General features: G+C 38.7%; 15 protein-coding genes. 3 read left to right on the top strand and 12 right to left on the bottom strand.

Annotated features, from left to right (window positions below):
• Nucleotides 1-9: 9 nt before the first annotated feature.
• Nucleotides 10-1,665: an AAA family ATPase gene (locus KGF86_RS03560; RefSeq protein ID WP_211741140.1), complete on the bottom strand. Its 1,656-nt coding sequence runs from the start codon at nucleotides 1,663-1,665 to the stop codon at nucleotides 10-12.
• Between the two features lie 516 nt (nucleotides 1,666-2,181).
• On the opposite strand from KGF86_RS03560, the gene KGF86_RS03555 reads away from it, so the two are divergent.
• Complete coding sequence (locus KGF86_RS03555; RefSeq protein ID WP_246521271.1) at nucleotides 2,182-2,409, top strand: YjfB family protein; 228 nt, start codon at nucleotides 2,182-2,184, stop codon at nucleotides 2,407-2,409.
• Between the two features lie 48 nt (nucleotides 2,410-2,457).
• Here KGF86_RS03555 and KGF86_RS03550 read toward each other — a convergent pair whose 3' ends face one another.
• The 7 genes from KGF86_RS03550 to mreB form a co-directional block, all read right to left on the bottom strand.
• Nucleotides 2,458-2,778 (bottom strand): hypothetical protein, encoded by a 321-nt coding sequence (locus tag KGF86_RS03550; protein ID WP_186868360.1) that lies wholly within the window; start codon nucleotides 2,776-2,778, stop codon nucleotides 2,458-2,460.
• 181 nt (nucleotides 2,779-2,959) lie between these two features.
• Nucleotides 2,960-3,379 (bottom strand): 3-hydroxyacyl-ACP dehydratase FabZ, encoded by a 420-nt coding sequence (fabZ, locus tag KGF86_RS03545; protein ID WP_186868359.1) that lies wholly within the window; start codon nucleotides 3,377-3,379, stop codon nucleotides 2,960-2,962.
• Between the two features lie 65 nt (nucleotides 3,380-3,444).
• Nucleotides 3,445-3,963, bottom strand: coding sequence for a P-loop nucleotide/nucleoside kinase family protein (locus tag KGF86_RS03540; protein WP_211741139.1), 519 nt, complete (start codon nucleotides 3,961-3,963; stop codon nucleotides 3,445-3,447).
• Nucleotides 3,964-4,075: 112 nt separating this feature from the next.
• Nucleotides 4,076-4,552: a DNA-directed RNA polymerase subunit beta gene (locus tag KGF86_RS03535; RefSeq protein WP_211741138.1), complete on the bottom strand. Its 477-nt coding sequence runs from the start codon at nucleotides 4,550-4,552 to the stop codon at nucleotides 4,076-4,078.
• An 83-nt stretch (nucleotides 4,553-4,635) separates the two neighbouring features.
• The gene (locus tag KGF86_RS03530) at nucleotides 4,636-5,460 is read right to left on the bottom strand and encodes a flagellar hook-basal body protein (RefSeq protein WP_211741137.1); all 825 of its coding nucleotides are present in this window, start codon (nucleotides 5,458-5,460) and stop codon (nucleotides 4,636-4,638) included.
• Nucleotides 5,461-5,486: 26 nt separating this feature from the next.
• Nucleotides 5,487-6,290, bottom strand: coding sequence for a flagellar hook-basal body protein (locus KGF86_RS03525; RefSeq protein WP_186868355.1), 804 nt, complete (start codon nucleotides 6,288-6,290; stop codon nucleotides 5,487-5,489).
• A gap of 145 nt (nucleotides 6,291-6,435) precedes the next feature.
• Entirely contained in the window at nucleotides 6,436-7,437 is a 1,002-nt protein-coding gene (mreB, locus tag KGF86_RS03520; RefSeq protein ID WP_186868354.1) for a rod shape-determining protein, read from the bottom strand.
• Nucleotides 7,438-7,587: 150 nt separating this feature from the next.
• Here mreB and KGF86_RS03515 point away from each other — a divergent pair, with 150 nt between their 5' ends.
• The gene (locus KGF86_RS03515; protein WP_211741136.1) at nucleotides 7,588-7,869 is read left to right on the top strand and encodes a hypothetical protein; all 282 of its coding nucleotides are present in this window, start codon (nucleotides 7,588-7,590) and stop codon (nucleotides 7,867-7,869) included.
• Between the two features lie 448 nt (nucleotides 7,870-8,317).
• On the opposite strand, the gene spoIIID is transcribed toward KGF86_RS03515, so the two are convergent.
• From spoIIID to spoIID, 4 genes are all read right to left on the bottom strand, one after another.
• The gene (spoIIID, locus tag KGF86_RS03510; protein ID WP_186868352.1) at nucleotides 8,318-8,584 is read right to left on the bottom strand and encodes a sporulation transcriptional regulator SpoIIID; all 267 of its coding nucleotides are present in this window, start codon (nucleotides 8,582-8,584) and stop codon (nucleotides 8,318-8,320) included.
• A gap of 703 nt (nucleotides 8,585-9,287) precedes the next feature.
• Nucleotides 9,288-10,319, bottom strand: a complete 1,032-nt coding sequence (locus tag KGF86_RS03505; protein WP_211741135.1) for an AimR family lysis-lysogeny pheromone receptor — start codon at nucleotides 10,317-10,319, stop codon at nucleotides 9,288-9,290.
• 775 nt (nucleotides 10,320-11,094) lie between these two features.
• Nucleotides 11,095-11,946, bottom strand: coding sequence for a stage II sporulation protein SpoIIQ (spoIIQ, locus tag KGF86_RS03500; protein WP_186868350.1), 852 nt, complete (start codon nucleotides 11,944-11,946; stop codon nucleotides 11,095-11,097).
• Nucleotides 11,947-12,304: 358 nt separating this feature from the next.
• Entirely contained in the window at nucleotides 12,305-13,450 is a 1,146-nt protein-coding gene (gene spoIID / locus KGF86_RS03495; protein ID WP_246521270.1) for a stage II sporulation protein D, read from the bottom strand.
• Nucleotides 13,451-14,369: 919 nt separating this feature from the next.
• Here spoIID and KGF86_RS03490 point away from each other — a divergent pair.
• Nucleotides 14,370-15,944 carry an alpha/beta hydrolase gene (locus KGF86_RS03490; RefSeq protein ID WP_211741133.1) on the top strand — a complete coding sequence of 525 codons (1,575 nt, stop codon included), beginning with the start codon at nucleotides 14,370-14,372 and terminating at the stop codon, nucleotides 15,942-15,944.
• Nucleotides 15,945-16,008 lie beyond the last annotated feature (64 nt).

Raw genomic sequence — 16,008 nt, 5'->3', positions numbered from 1 at the left:
CTTTCAGGCTTAAAAATCTAAAGTCCTTCCACCCCGTGACCGGTAAATATCTTCGTCTTCCGGCGCTTCTTTTGGCTCTTCCTTGTGCATAACTTGATGATAATCTATTCGATCATCTTGAGGAGTTGCCGCAACCGCTCGGACGTTTGCCCATTCCCGAATAGAACGGATCTGTTCAGATTGTGTAATCGACAAAGGAACCGTTCGTTCAATTGCCTTTAAAATATCTTCTTCCTGAAGTGACCGTTTCTCCGAGTATGCCTCAAATAATCCAGAAATAACTGCTTGCTCAATTTCTGCACCGATAAACCCTTCTGAGGCTTCTGCTAATTTTTCAAAGGTTAAATCACTAAGTTGAAAATGTCCTCTTACTTTATCAGATGTTAACCGTTTCTGAATATGAATTTTAAAGATTTCTTTTCGCTCTTTATGTGTAGGTAGGTCGACGAAAAAGATTTCATCAAACCGACCCTTTCTAAGTAACTCAGGAGGTAATGCTTGGATATTATTTGCAGTGGCGACTAGGAATACAGGTTCTTTTTTCTCTTGCATCCATGTTAATAACGTACCAAAAATACGCGTGGAAGTACCGCTATCCCCACTAGTATTGGTTCCACCTAATCCTTTTTCAATCTCATCAATCCAAAGAATAGAAGGTGAAATTGCTTCCGCGGTTTCAATCGCTTTGCGCATATTCTCCTCACTACTGCCCACAATACCACTAAATATTTTCCCCATATCCAGTTTTAAAAGTGGAAGCCTCCACAAGGAACTGACAGCCTTCGCAATTAAACTTTTTCCACATCCCGGTACTCCAGTTATTAATAAGCCTTTAGGAGCAGGAAGGCCATATTCACTCGCAGATTCTAACCATGAATTGTCCCGTTTTCTTAACCACCGTTTTATATTTTCTAACCCACCAATATCTTCCATACTTGGATCTTGAGGTATATACTCAAGCAAACCGTTCTTCTTGATGATTTGCTGTTTTTCAGAAAGTACGTGCTCCACTGTATTAATATCTAATCTTCCATCATAAACCATCGATAAAGCAAAAGCATTTTCTGCTTCTTGTATCGTCAACCCTAATGCAGCCTTAATAAGTTTTTCTTCTTCTTCCTTATTTAAATTAATTTGAATTCTAGAATTATTTTTATTCGCTTCAATCATTTGATGTAATACTTTTTTAATTTCATCATATGTAGGTAATCCGTAATCTACGATAATAATATCCTTTTGCAGTTCCAATGGAATAGAAAATGAAGGAGCAACAAAAATAACATTTTTAGGTACCGGACTATTCACTAAGACGGATGCAAGATCTCTGATGCGACGGACAATGTTAAAATCAGGATTTCTATTTTCTCCACCTAAATAAATATGAAAATCCTTCAGAATAAAAACAGACGGTTCATCTATTTTTTCGATTTGATCAAGAGCTGGTAGTGGCTGCTTCGTATTATGATTCGCTCTTCCATCGTCATCCACTAACCCTTCGGTTACACTCCATGTATACACCTTCCGCGGAGTTTTGATTAGTTCAGGCTCATAACATACCTCTTTAATATCACGAATAAGTCGATCCTCTTCCCACGTCGTGATTGACAAAAAAGCAAACCGTGCTCGTAAATAATTAGCTAAAGAAACAGAAAATCTTTCATTCATAATTCACACCTCATCGCATAAAGCATTTGAAATTACATGATGCTTATATTTTATCATAGGTACATATAAAAAAAGTAGATAAATAGATTAGCATGCTTGTTTATTTGTATGAGGTTTTAAACTATTGTGGATAGGCTTGGGTAAGGGGTAGGTGCGCTCTTTTTTGGGGCATTTTCTGATTATGTTGTGATCGTTTCTATTTTTTATGTGTTCGGGTGCTTGGAGATGTACCTTTCTCACGGTAATTGTGACCGTTTCTATCTTTCATGCGACCGGGCACATGTTAGATGCTCCCTTTCCTGAAAACCTTGTTACCTTTTCTTATTTTGATGCACCCGTTTCTCCCTTCCATGCGACCAGGCCCGCGATAGATGCTCCCCTTTCATACAACCTTGTGACCGTTTCTATCTCAAATGTTACCTGTTCACTTGTTCATACGACCCTACAACAGCAAATAATCCCTTCCCTCGCTCTTCACGCTCCTTGATGTATCGATGGTTTCATATAAAGTTAAGTATGTTACAATTGATGTATCGGGTGAGGAGGTTTTTTAAGATGGATATTGCAGCAATGTCAGTGGTGATGGCAAATAGTCAAGTTCGTTCAGATGCTAGCCTAGCCATGATAGCCAATGTTAAAGATCTCATGCAGCAGCAGGGAGCACAATTGACGGAGATGCTAAGTCAATCTGTTCAACAAGCTCCCCATCCAACACTTGGTAAAAGTGTGGATATTCGGTTATAACCATGAAAAATCCCCTTAGCCTACTGTGCAGAGGGGATTATTTCATCATTATTGATTATTTTCGTCGTCTCTTCTGTTATTCTCATCTTCTAATAAATTGTCATCATTATTAATTTGTCCATCATCGCCAGTACCGGTACCATTATCAGTTCCAGTACCACCGTTTTGGCCATCACCCATACCACCATCTGTTCCAGTACCATCATTCGTACCATCGTTCTCTAAACCATTGTTAAGGCCATTATCGTCTTCCTGATTTAGCGGCGCTTCATCTTCAATGGGATCTTCAGTATCATTATTTCCACATGCCGCCATAAGCGATAATGCCAAAACAGGTGCCCCTAGTTTAATTAGCCATTTTTTGTTCATGACATTTCCTCCTTGTAGTAATAACTTTCGGAAATAGCTTACCCCTTTATAACAAATCTGATACGGATTTTTTTACGGAAATTTAATGTATTTATAGGAAGAAAGAATATTTTATTATCTTTTTAGTTCCGAAACCTTGGAGAAAATAAAAAATGCTACCTTCAAGGCAGCATTCTTAATTTTATTTAATAGCAAAGGTGATTTCCGCTTCACAAGCTAATTCACCATCAACTGTTGCGATTCCTTTACCTTTTCCGATTGGACCTTTCACACGAACGATTTCTACCTCTAGTTTGAGCTGGTCGCCTGGCTTTACTTGTCGTTTAAAGCGGCATTTATCAATACCGGCAAGAAATCCAAGCTTTCCGCGATTTTCTTCTTTCCCTAGAATAGCGATAGCACCAGCCTGGGCTAAAGCCTCGACAATTAATACCCCCGGCATTACAGGATAATCTGGAAAATGTCCTTGGAAAAATGGTTCATTTACTGTTACATTTTTTAAACCGACTACACGCTTTCCTTCTTCCATTTCAAGAACCTTATCTACTAATAAGAAGGGATAGCGATGTGGAATCGTATTTTTAATTTCATTAATATCCAAGTTAAAACGCTCCTTTTTGTATGTTTCTTCTATTATACCAGATAATAGTAGTAGGTATTAGTAATTTATGCTTTTACATAATCCATCACCTTTTGTATATATGTATCCAATCTTTTTTTCGTATCAATAACTAAAATTGGATGATTCATTGGTTTTTTACTATTGCGGAGCGTGCTTTGAAAAACAACCTCTGAGCTGACTTCCTTTATCTGACTAGGTAAGCTTTCTCGCTGCTTAAGACGATGATTGATTTCTTGAAAATCATCCAGATAACATTCCACATATTTGTATTTAGCTTTATATTGCTCCGCAAGTCGTTCTCCCTTTTCAATCATCGGTTGATATAGACAAGGACTGTCTAAAATGGCACTATTTCCTATAGAAAGATTCGCCTCAATAATTGCCCAATCCATTTTATAAGAAGCTTTACCAGCTTGTTTTGTATCAATATCAGGTATTTCTTCTAGTAATGCCGTTTTCGTCAGATGATGATCTACTAAAACCGCACCTGTTTGGAGGGCAATCTCTCTTGCTAATGTTGATTTTCCCGAACCAGGAAAGCCTGACATTTGAAGAAAAAACATCCACGCACCTCATTTCGAAATAGGTTTTGTATCCTATTTCTACATTTTGGGTAATTTTTCCTTCTAAAAAATATAAAAAACCTGTACTTATCTGTAGTACAGGTCCAATTCATTAGTTTTCTTTTTTCACAATATCAATTATATGCTGCCAAGTTTCCCATTTTAATGCATCACCAGGTTCCCCATCACCTATTATGCCATAACCAATCATTAATCCTGCGGCAAAAGCAACTACACTAAGGCCTGCAACAACAATAAGACGTAACCAAATTGGAAAAATACGTAATCTTGGTTTTTTATTCTTACGTTTTTCTTCTTTTCGCTTTTTCTTTTGTTGTTTCCTAGTCTGCTGTAACGTTTCGTCTAACTCCGCTTCAGCATTAGCAGACCTCTTCCTCCGTTGCTTTTTAGCAGTAGAAGCTTTTTTACTAGAAGAACTTTCCTCTTTATTTACCGGTGGTTTGGATTGTTTTTTTTCCGCTGTGTCATTTTTCTTTGCACCACTTTTTTCTTCTGCGGTTACTTCCAAACGCCTGCTTCTAGTAGATTTTTCTTCATTCGATTTCTCCACTTGGTTCGTTGTGGTCATAACTTGGTTCACCTATTTCCATACAAATCATTATTTATCTAAATATAAGTTATTCTTGATATGCACGTCAATACTTATTCGGATTACGAACGTAGTTGACTTACTAATCCCATCATTTGATCGCCCATGGAAATTGTTCTTGCATTAAATTGATATGAACGTTGAGCCGTGATTAGATCTGTTAATTCCTTACCCATATTAACATTCGATGTTTCCAGAGTACCACTTTTTAACTGTGCTGGTACCTCTTGAATAATTTCTGCCTGATTATACCCAAGTCCCGCTAAATCTGTTGGCAATCGGAAATTGTTATTGCCAGTAGCCTCTAAAAGTCTTGGTCTAACTGCTTCGACTACTTCTAATTGCCCAACGACTTCCGTATTCATTCCTCGTTTTACGGTAATTAATCCATTATCTGCAATTTGAATATCATCAAATCCGTTTTCAAAAATGATTTGTCCTGTTGTTCCTAGTACAGGATCACCATCTTTTGTTGTCAACATGACTTGGTTATTCGCAATTGGACTTAGATAGAATGAACCGTCTCTTGTATAACGTGTTTCTGTTACGTTATTCTCGGTTACCGAAACTTGGAATAACTGATTTGGCTGTAATAATGCAATATCTAAGGCACGACCAGTCTCTTGAAGAGAACCAACAGATAAATCAATATTAATGGAACCAAGCTTTGCACCCGATCCGACACGTACACCATCCGGTGTTAATCTACCTTCAGCGTTCGCTGGGTCATTCAAATTATTAATTTGTTGATACAACAAGGAAGAAAATTCAGCTTGTCTTGCCTTGTATCCGGTCGTCTGACTATTTGCCAAGTTATTCCCAATAACGTCTATTTTTTGTTGGAGCTGATTCATGGTTACTGCTGCTTGAATCATAGACCTAGACATGAGGTTCCCTCCTTCTCCACTAGTAATTATCCGATTCGCCCAATCTCACTTACTGCTTTTCCTAAACTTTCATCATATGCTTTTAATACACGTTGATTCATTTCGAACGTACGATAAGCTTCCATCATTTGCGTCATCGTTTGTGCCGAATCAACATTAGACTGTTCTAGAAAGCCTTGTTGAACAGAGAACGTAGCCCCTGCAGGTACTGGCCCTGCTTCCCCATTATATAGGCCATTTCCTTCCTTAGCTAACTGATTGACATCCGGTGTATATGCAATTCCAAGCTGGATTTGTTGCCCACCTAATTGAAGCTGCCCATCAGGTGTCACGATAAATTCCATCCCGTTCGTTTGAATCGGGTTACCGGCTTGGTTCAGAACATAATATCCTTCCGTTGTTACTAGGAATCCTTGTCCATCAACCGTAAAATTACCGTTTCTTGTATAACGTGGATCACCATTTTCATTTTGCACGGTGAAAAAGATGCTTCCAGTCTCATCAGGGAATACACCATCAATTAATGCAAGATCCGTGGAAACTCCTGTCTCCCTTAAAGCACCTTGAACAAAATCTGGCACATATTCCTGCACATAAACCCCTGTGTTCAAAGATCCAATGGGATTTTGAACTGGTAGGTTTTTTGGTTGTTTGGTTGGAAGCGTCTCTTGCCCCATTTGGTACATTAACATCTCAGGAAACGCTCGTAGCGTCGCTTGATCTGCTTTGTAACCAGGAGTATTAGCATTGGAAATATTATTCGCTAAAGCTTCCTGTTGTCTTTGCATCGAAATCATTCCACTTGCAGCAGTATAAAATCCTCTTAGCATTACAATTACGCCTCCCCTTATGCGTACGAAATCTGTGATGCGCTCTCGCATAAACTTAGTAGCAAAACTCATTCGCTCTTCCTTTATCGAATGGTAGTTTTTTTGCTAGCGGAAAAGAACTTTACACTATTCCACCTGCAAAAAATTAAACGATACTTCTACGTTCTACTTTATCAATATTTTCAAGCATAATTCCGGTTCCTTTTGCCACACAATGCATTGGCTCCTCTGCTAGGAACACTGGTACCTTCAATTCTTCTGCTAATAACTGGTCTATACCGTGGATTAGTGCACCACCACCAGTTAAGATAACACCTCGATCAATAATATCTGCAGATAATTCAGGTGGTGTACGTTCAAGAACAGACTTCGCACCTTGTACAATCAACGACACTGACTCGCGAAGTGCCTCTTCAATTTCATTAGAATGAACTGTAATCGTACGTGGAAGTCCACTAACCATATCACGCCCACGAATATCCATTTCTTCTTGGCGAGCATCTTTAAATACTGTTGCAATATTAATTTTAATATCTTCTGCTGTACGCTCACCAATTAGAAGCTTATATTTACGCTTTATGTATTGAAGTATTTCTACATCAAATTTGTCCCCGGCCATTTTAATCGACTCTGAGGTTACAATATCACCCATGGAAAGAACGGCTACATCTGTCGTACCGCCACCAATATCCACGACCATATTCCCACTAGGCTGATAAATCTCCATCCCAGCACCAATAGCCGCAACCTTTGGCTCTTCTTCTAAGTATACTTTTTTACCACCGGATTTCTCAGCTGCCTCTTTAATCGCTTTTTGCTCTACCTTTGTAATATTTGTCGGGCAGCATATAAGCATTCTAGGCTTTGAAAGAAACCCTTTTACATTGATTTTATTAATAAAATATTTTAACATTGCTTCTGTTACATCAAAATCAGCAATAACCCCATCCTTAAGTGGGCGAATAGCTTCTATATTTCCTGGTGTCCGTCCAACCATACGTCTCGCTGCTTCTCCGACCTCAAGTACTTTGCCTGTATTTCGATCCATTGCAACTACCGATGGTTCATTTAATACAATTCCTTTTCCCTTAACATGTATCAACACATTGGCAGTCCCAAGGTCGATCCCAATATCCCTTGAAAACATCAAAATCCTCCTCGTAAGAAACTTTCCGCACTTGTTTAGAAAACACAATGCTACTTATATAATATAATACCACAAAATTCTACATAAAACTGCAAATTAGGAAAAAAGTAGTAAAAATTAGTTTAGGTGAACTGGGATTGGGGTATAGGTTTGGATGTGGTTGGTTTGGGAGCATCTTTTTTTTGGGATGGGCTTATCTTTTGGTTTATTGGGACTATCTTGGGGGCAGGGTTGGGAGCTTCTTCCCTGGGAGCGGGCTCATCTTTCGGTTTATGGGTTTGCCTAAATTGCGGCAAAGAGGATGCTAAAGCACATGAGCAAAAAATATTAGTTATTTTTTGCTTTTTGAACCAACTATTACAAACCAAAGTTGTCGAGAAATTCTTCAACTTAAGTCCACTAAAGCAACAAGACGTCTCCTCTATTCAATGAATCTTGAATTGACCGGTAAAAATTTTGGCAGAAGGTACCATAGCCCCCCATCAGAAAAATTCCCCCAAGATTCTTTCTTACCATTAGGAAAACAATCTATATTTAATGATTGAATCCATGTTTAGGTTCATATTCTTTCCCAAGGAATATGAGCCTTTTTATTTCTACCTTCAGGCTCTTTTTACAGCAACTTTTTTTGGGGTAATCTGTGGGACTATCCCCCTTTACTTTGATGCCACCTCTTTCGGGTTCATCTTCTCCTCACTCGGGCTCATCCCCCGCCCCCCACTAAAAAACGCACCCCTCTCCCTGGGTGCGTTTCCCTCTTCTGCATACCTCCCATGCAATAAGAAAATACTTTTTTCTTAGCCAAGCCCTTGCTCCTTACGTTAAGTACTCTCCTACCATTCACCTCCTTAAGAGGATGATGATCATTGCATGTATTTGTTTATACTGAGGCTCCCGTTTCTTCGGTTTTGTATTTTTTTCGGGTTGCTTCTCCTCCTCGTAAATGTCGAATAGATTTGTGGTATTCTAGGATTTCTTTTACCTTTAGAGCTAATTCAGGATTTAGCTCTGGTAAGCGTTCTGTTAAATCTTTATGAACTGTGCTTTTGGAAACACCAAATTCTTTTGCTATCACCCGGACGGTCTTTCTCGTTTCTACGATATGCTCTCCGATCCTGATAGTTCTTTCTTTGATGTAATCGTGCACACCTTTCGCCTCCCTATGTTGAATATTTCTGAGGTGTCATTCCAGAGACTAGGTGATCCGAAAAATGAATAGTGGTCATTTTTCGACTGTCCACCTTTACAATGTAAAGAATGGATGTTCCGTGGCTGTGACGTCGATAACTAACAGGTACTTAGTTACATATATGGTATAAAATGGAATTAATATAATAAAAAGACGTTACGTTCATATGTATGTATACGTTTTAAATGCATTGCGATTTTATGTGTTAGGTTTATATGTAATCAAGCAAATACGATGTGTAATAGAAGAGCCACATAAGCTCTCACCTCAGACTTACTGAATGCTTGGTTTGTAACATTTTATTAACGGAGGGGGGGGATTATGATTAAAATTCCATTTAATCGCAAGGGGGACAAGATGTTTTTTAATTTTAGTTAGAAAATTCCCCTATTTAGCATTAACAGGCATAAAAATAACCAAAAGTACACGAGGCACTTTTGGTTATATATGAAAGGATTCAGCTTATTATGCTATCAAAATTATATTAGTCGACGGTACCATACTCAGGATCTGCAGTTACTGAACTAAACGGTTGAATTATCGTGAAGAGAACTATAAAACTTAGAAATAGGCAAAAGCTAAACTTTTTAATATTCTCCATTTTATTCCTCCTCTCGTATAAGACATTACCTTCAATAAGCTGAATCCTATCATAACCCAATTAAAGATGTTGCATGGCTGTCATCGGTAATCGGCTAAAGAAATAGTCACTTCTTTCCACAAACATTCTACAAGCTTCTGATAAAATGTTCTTATCCTGTTTCGCTAGTCCCATATAGTACATCTTAAACGGACTAGTCGGATAAATATCCTCTAATAACGTAATTGCCTTCTCATTATTTCCTTTAGCAATTTCTAAATGTGCTTGTTCACTTATATCGTCGGTGGTAATGCCATTAGGCTTTCGAAAATGTGCAGCTAAAAATGGAATGGAAAAATTCTCTATTTGACGGACATAGCCCGTGAGATTATTTTGCTTAGCTATTTTCAATGCTTCCTTCATATGGTACATACCTTGGTAGTACGTATCAAATGTGTAAGATAAACCTAAATTCATATGAAGGCCTACTTTAGTTGGGGAACTATTTGTCTGGTTTAATGCACGAAACGCATATTTCCTTGCAATTATTAATTCATTTCGCTTCCAATAATAGAAAAATAGTTTTTGATATAGTCTCAAGTTTAAGCAGGAAAGCATGAAATTATCTTGAATTGGTTCAAACAGTTCATATTGCTTTTCTAAGAAGTTACCAATCTTCCCAAAATCCATTTGGTAAAAATATGTATCTATAATGGTAATTTCTATTAAGCATCTTAATTCAGCATCTGTCGTTTTGATATCCTTCAACCTAGCTCTCATTTTTCCCATACTGGAAGACTCATTCATTCGACGTTCTAGCATAATTTGATATACTTGCGCCCAGGTTTGGTTGGAGGCATCATTGGATAGTGAGTTTTTGGCGATTAATATTTTTAGATCTTCAAAATATCCATTAATATATAGAAACTCCATTCCTTTTTTCTGGATCTCTTTGGAGGACGATTGTAAGCAAAATTTTCTAGTTAATTCTAACACTTTTTGTTCTTCATGTTCTTGGGAAAGTAATAAGATAACTTGTCCAATTGTTAATTCTGGACTTTCTACCATTGACGCTATGTTATCTGCTAGGAGATTTAGGTTTCCGAAGCTCATTTTTGGTTATTCCACCCTTTCAAACTTGTACGATATATCACATTTTATCTATGAATTAGTACATTTCTTGTAGGTTGGTGTTTATGCAATATATTAAATCTAGTATTTTTTCACTACTTCATATTACCATACATTCAAGTGAAAAAGGGTCGTAATCGTTCGACATATTTTTCAGGAGAAATGGTGATTTATCGGATATTTTGGAGATAGATAGGGACTTTTTATATAGGAATATTACATAATATTGCATCGTTATTTTGCAATCGTGTTAAATTTGCATTTATAGGAAAATTTCACTAGTTAGACTAATGTAACTTTAGCGGATAACTAGGAAGGTTAGACAAAGGATTTAATATAATGGAAAAACCAAATGATGAACTAAGCCCCCGCTCCAGAAATATACTTGCACTTACTTCCAGTTCGGGGGTGACTTCTGTTAGTAAAGACCCTCGCAGTGCCTACTTTGCTCCTAGCGGCTGCTCATGCCATGCTATTACAGGGGTAATCCTCCGTGCGGTCTTGCACCGAAGAAGCTCGTTACGGATCATTATTAGTTGGCCCAAGGTATCTGGGCATGTGCACTATCCTCCAGATTTTTATTTACCTTTATTTCTGGACCTAGTATTTTGCATCATTCCGTTTTACATTTACTTCTTTTAATTGTGTCCCAGCCCACATTCACTTTTACTTATCCAGCCTGAAAGACTGTTATACTTCTTATCTTCTAAACAGAAAAAGAAATCCTAGCTTGGTAAATTGCTAGGATTTCTCTTCATTACTCCTCTGAGTCAGAAGATGAATCAGGAGTATCTTCCGGTGAATCTTCGTTATCATTTTCGTTATCGTTTTCTGCTGGTTGTTCCTCATCCACATTTTCAGAATCTACTTCTTCAGATGACGTACTAGAAGTATCTTGCTCCTCGGAAACATCCTCCGATTTGCCTTCATCCAGCTTACTTACAGGTTGGTTGAAGAATGCTTCAGGGTTAAATACTTGATCATCTTTTCTAATTTCAAAATGTACATGGGTACCATGGTTTTGACCGAAAATGTTCTCACCAGCAGTACCAATTACATCACCCTGTTTGATTTCATCCCCTGCTTTCACACCAACTTCTCCAAGACTAGCATAATAAGTTGTCACGTCATTGTCATGTGATAGAATGACAACATTTCCTAGTAATGGATCTTCCTTCACTTCCATAACAGATCCACTAAGTGCTGCCAATACATCAAATGCTTCACCGTCCGGATAAACGATGTCAACACCTGTGCTTTGGTAATAGCGGTTGTTATGAAGGATCAGTGCACTTTCTTGATCTTCTTGGGATGCATTGTAATCAAAGAATTTCGTTACGATTTCTGCTTGTTCCTGATCGGCAACAGGCATCTTAATAACTTCTTGATTTTCCATTACAGGCTGTGCATCCTCATGTGGATTCGGATTATAATTGTCACTTAACTCTTGGTCATCCCCAGCCTCTGGTAATTGATTGTCCATATTTTGATACCAAACTACTACTGCTAGTAAAATTGCAGCAATCGTTAAGTATACTGCAGGGAAAAACCATTTTTTACGGAAAATACTTTGCCAACCTTTTTTTGGCGCTTTGTTTTCCTCTTTCATCTAACATCACCTCAACAACCATTCTGAACAGAAAAGGAAAAAACTATACATTCTCTAACACTTTTTTTATATTTACATGCATTTTTCTTTTCCTTTTGGGGATATTAAGACATTTATGCGGTAGAAAGGATGGGGTTATGAGGGTTTAATAGCGGAATTTATTAGATGAGAAGGTATAGGTGAGCGGTAATACTAGCTTAGGGGAAAGTTGACTTCAAGTGATCTAGTCTTTCGCCCATTATTATTGGAACCATCCACCAGACTAGTTAATGTTTTAACACTGAAGGACAAAGTCCCTAGCACAAAAAACCTCCAGAACTAAGGATCCGGAGGCAATTCTCATTGTATTAAATTCGTTTCACTGCATAACCAATGCTGGTACTGTATCATCTAGATTGCTTAATTCTACATCCTTGTAGTAATACTTTACGATATCTTCATATGTCTTTCCTTCTTTAGCCATTCCATTCGCACCGTATTGGCTCATTCCAACTCCGTGGCCATTTCCTTTCGTCGTAAAAATCAGGTAGTCATTTTTTTGTTCGATTGTAAAATCGCTTGAGCGTAATTGAAGCTTTTCTCGTACTTCACGACCTGAAAAGGCATTACCTGCAAGGTTTAATTCATCAACGCGATTACTTTCTGTTCTAGTTACATCAATAGTTAGCTTTTTTTCCGCTGGTAAATCAATTCCGAGTGCCTCTTCCACTTGCTCCAAGGAATATACTTCTTGGTCTAAATAGTATGGTGATGCTTCATCCCATGGGCTTGGTACACTCCGTAAGTATGGAATTTCGTTCACATAGTAATCCTCCGAATTCTCGGTATACCCATTACTTGTCGAAAAGAACTGCGGGTCGATAGGCTTATCCTTATACGTAATAATTTTCCCCTTTGTAGCCATAACCGCTTCGGATATTTTCTCCATATTCTTCTGATAGTTCTTGCCCCATTTCGCACGTAACTCAGCATCATCATTATAAACCTGATCTTGAATCGTATCCGTGACATTGGAAGCCGCTTCCTCTGTTTGGTACATCATTTTATTGACAATATAGGTTCTTGCTGCTAGGGCCTGAGCCTTTAAGGCTTCTGTTTCAAATTCAATTGGCATTTCAGACGCCACAACCCCCATTACATATGTCTCTAGCGGTACATTTTCTACTACCTCACTTTGAGCTCGCATTACTGCAACTTCTACAGCCGAATCATCTACCAACACTTCTTCCTGTTCCGGTGTTTGCTTATGTTCAATAGATTGTGACAGTACCTCTGTACTCGAGATAAATGGAAGGACAACTAATGTCGGAACAGCCAGAATGAGAAACGATATAGTAAACAGAAATACAGCCGGATATTTCCATTTTAAGCTCCCTCTATTCATGGGGAGGGGCTTCATATTTGATACGGTCGACAACCGTCTTTGAAGAGAGTGATACTTTGATGCAGCTTTTTTCTTTTTTAATTTCTGGATTTGTTTCATAGAATTTTTACGATTTTTCAATAGGGCATCCTCCTCTTTAGACTTTTTCATATCTAGTAATCCTACTATTAAACTTATACAGTTCGTGAAAATAATAGAACTAGAAATTAAAAATCTATTGTTGAAAGATTTAATAGGACAACTAACCAGGGGTGGGGGGGGTTCCGGGGATTAGGGGCATCTGGACTTGCAGATGGGATCTTCTCTTGGGGGTCTGGGGGCATCTCGACCTGGGGGTGGGCTCATTTCTCGGCCGTTTGGGCGCATCTTATCCTAGGAAGGGCTCATCTCTCGGGCGTTTGGACCCATCTTAACCTGGGAAGGGCTCATCTGCTTCACGTTCGGGTCCATCTCACTCTTACTTGGGCGCATGTACTCCAATTTCGGGTCCGTCCTTCTCCCCCTCGGGCATGTGCTCCATGTTCGGGCTCATGTCCCTCTCACTTGGGCGCATGCATTCCAATTTCGGGTCCATCCTAACCCGAGACGGGCTCATCTCTGCGGGAGTTTGGGCTCATCCTAACCGGAGAACGGCCTATCTCCTCACCCTTTGGACGCACCCTAAACTCATACGAGCTCACCACCCCCCATTTGATCCCATTCTTACCTAACACAGGCTCTTCACCCGCCGTAAGTACACCACAACAAACAGCATTATCTTGTTCCACGTTACTTCTCAATACTCAAAATACTTCTTTTCCTATATACTGAAACATGTATAAGCATACTTCCCCATTATTTTCCACACCTCAGATTAACCTATCCTGTTTCCCATGACACAAGGTAAACTGGATAAAATTTGCAGCTCTCATTTAAAACTTGTCCTATATTAGCAAGGTAGTTTCATATACTTCTATTACAGGATTTTATCTAACGGTAATGTTAGACATAAACACAACCATATACGTCCGATTAAACATAAGGGAAAGGAGGCATTCGGATGCCATTCAAAAGGATAAACGGTAGGAACGTTCATTATCAGCTGCATAATCCCTCCTCGAACCCTAGCACCAACGACACGCTCATCTTTGTCCACTCAAACGCAGTCGATTTGCGTGCCTATGATTCACTCCTCAAGACTTTAGACTGTAGCTATCCCATTTTACGTTACGATTTAAGAGGGTATGGGAAGAGCGAAAATGATATTCCCATAAACGAGCTGACAATTCAGCATTTCATTATGGACCTACGTGATTTAATAGACGCCTTAGACCTAAAGTCTGTCCACCTTGTAGGCTGGCAATTAGGTGCACTGATTAGCGCAGGCTATGCTGCTCAATTCCCTACTATGGTAAAGACGGTTATGTTGATGGCAATGCCATGCCATCCTCCACATATGATTGAAAGTATCCGTACTCATCGCAGGGAATTATCAGCTAATCAAAAGGAGATTCCCTTTGATTACCTTGAAGCTATGGCCACCACATTACCAAAGGGACACTCAGAACTTAAACGACTGCGAGAATATGCTAAAGGAATTGAATTTGAATTATATGTTAAAGCGATGGATCTAAGTGTAAGTGCTGATCCGATTACTCCTATCAAACAAATTTCCTGCCCCGTGCTAATATTATCCGGTGCAAAGGAGATGCTATTTCCGTTTCATTATTTAAAATTACATACCGTGCATATTCCACATTGCCATCATTTAATCATTCCAAATGCTGCAAGCTTCATCGTTTTGGAGCAACCAAAATTGATTGCTCAGATTATCGATGACTTTGTCACAGAGCAGCATGATACACCCACTATAAAAGATTCTTTCATCCGAGACTTAGGGGAATCTATGCTTGAGTATGTCAATCAAATTCAAAACGAATGGCTTCATAAGCTCCATGCTCACAAGCAGCTGCAAGTTAAAATGCTAGGATATTTTCGTGTTACGATTCAAGGTAAACCTAGTGAAGTCGGATGGAATAAACGATTTGCAAAACAATTACTGCTTTATCTGTTACTTAATCGCTCCACAACAAGGGAGAATATTTGTGAAGCTTTGTGGCCGAATATGCCGATTCAACAAGCAAGAGCTAATCTACGAGTATATTTATCTCATTTGCGAAAACTTTTAACCATTCCCGATAGTGAGTACTCCTTTTTAGTCATTGACGGTAGCCATGTATATCTACAAGGAGACATCCATTGCGATGTAACTACTTTATTGGAACAAATACGCGAAGCAATGAAAGAACGCATACCAAGTATTCGGCAACAGCTTATTGACCAGCTAGTTCAATCCCTCCCCATAAATCTTATAGAGGATACCCAAGCCACCGATTGGCTACTAGCATGGCATACGCAACTAGAAGAAGACATCATCGAACTTGTTCTCTGGAATGCTCAGCATTACCAAAAGCAAAAGGACTATGATTCGGCAATTCACCAGTTAAAAAAAGCGTTACAATTTTCTCCGGACATGGAACTCTATCAATGTTTAATTGACATCTACGAGGAAAATGGAAACTTAGATAAAGCATTGAAATGGCGGCAGAGAATGCAGCAATTCGATCACCTTTGAGGAAAGGATATAAAAAGATAGGAAATTCCTTGGTACTTTAAAAGAGTTGAATAAGAAGGCATAG

The organism is Ornithinibacillus massiliensis (genome assembly GCF_018310345.1).
Taxonomy (GTDB): Bacteria; Bacillota; Bacilli; order Bacillales; family Amphibacillaceae; genus Ornithinibacillus; species Ornithinibacillus massiliensis.
This window is presented reverse-complemented; position numbering and strand designations above follow the sequence as displayed.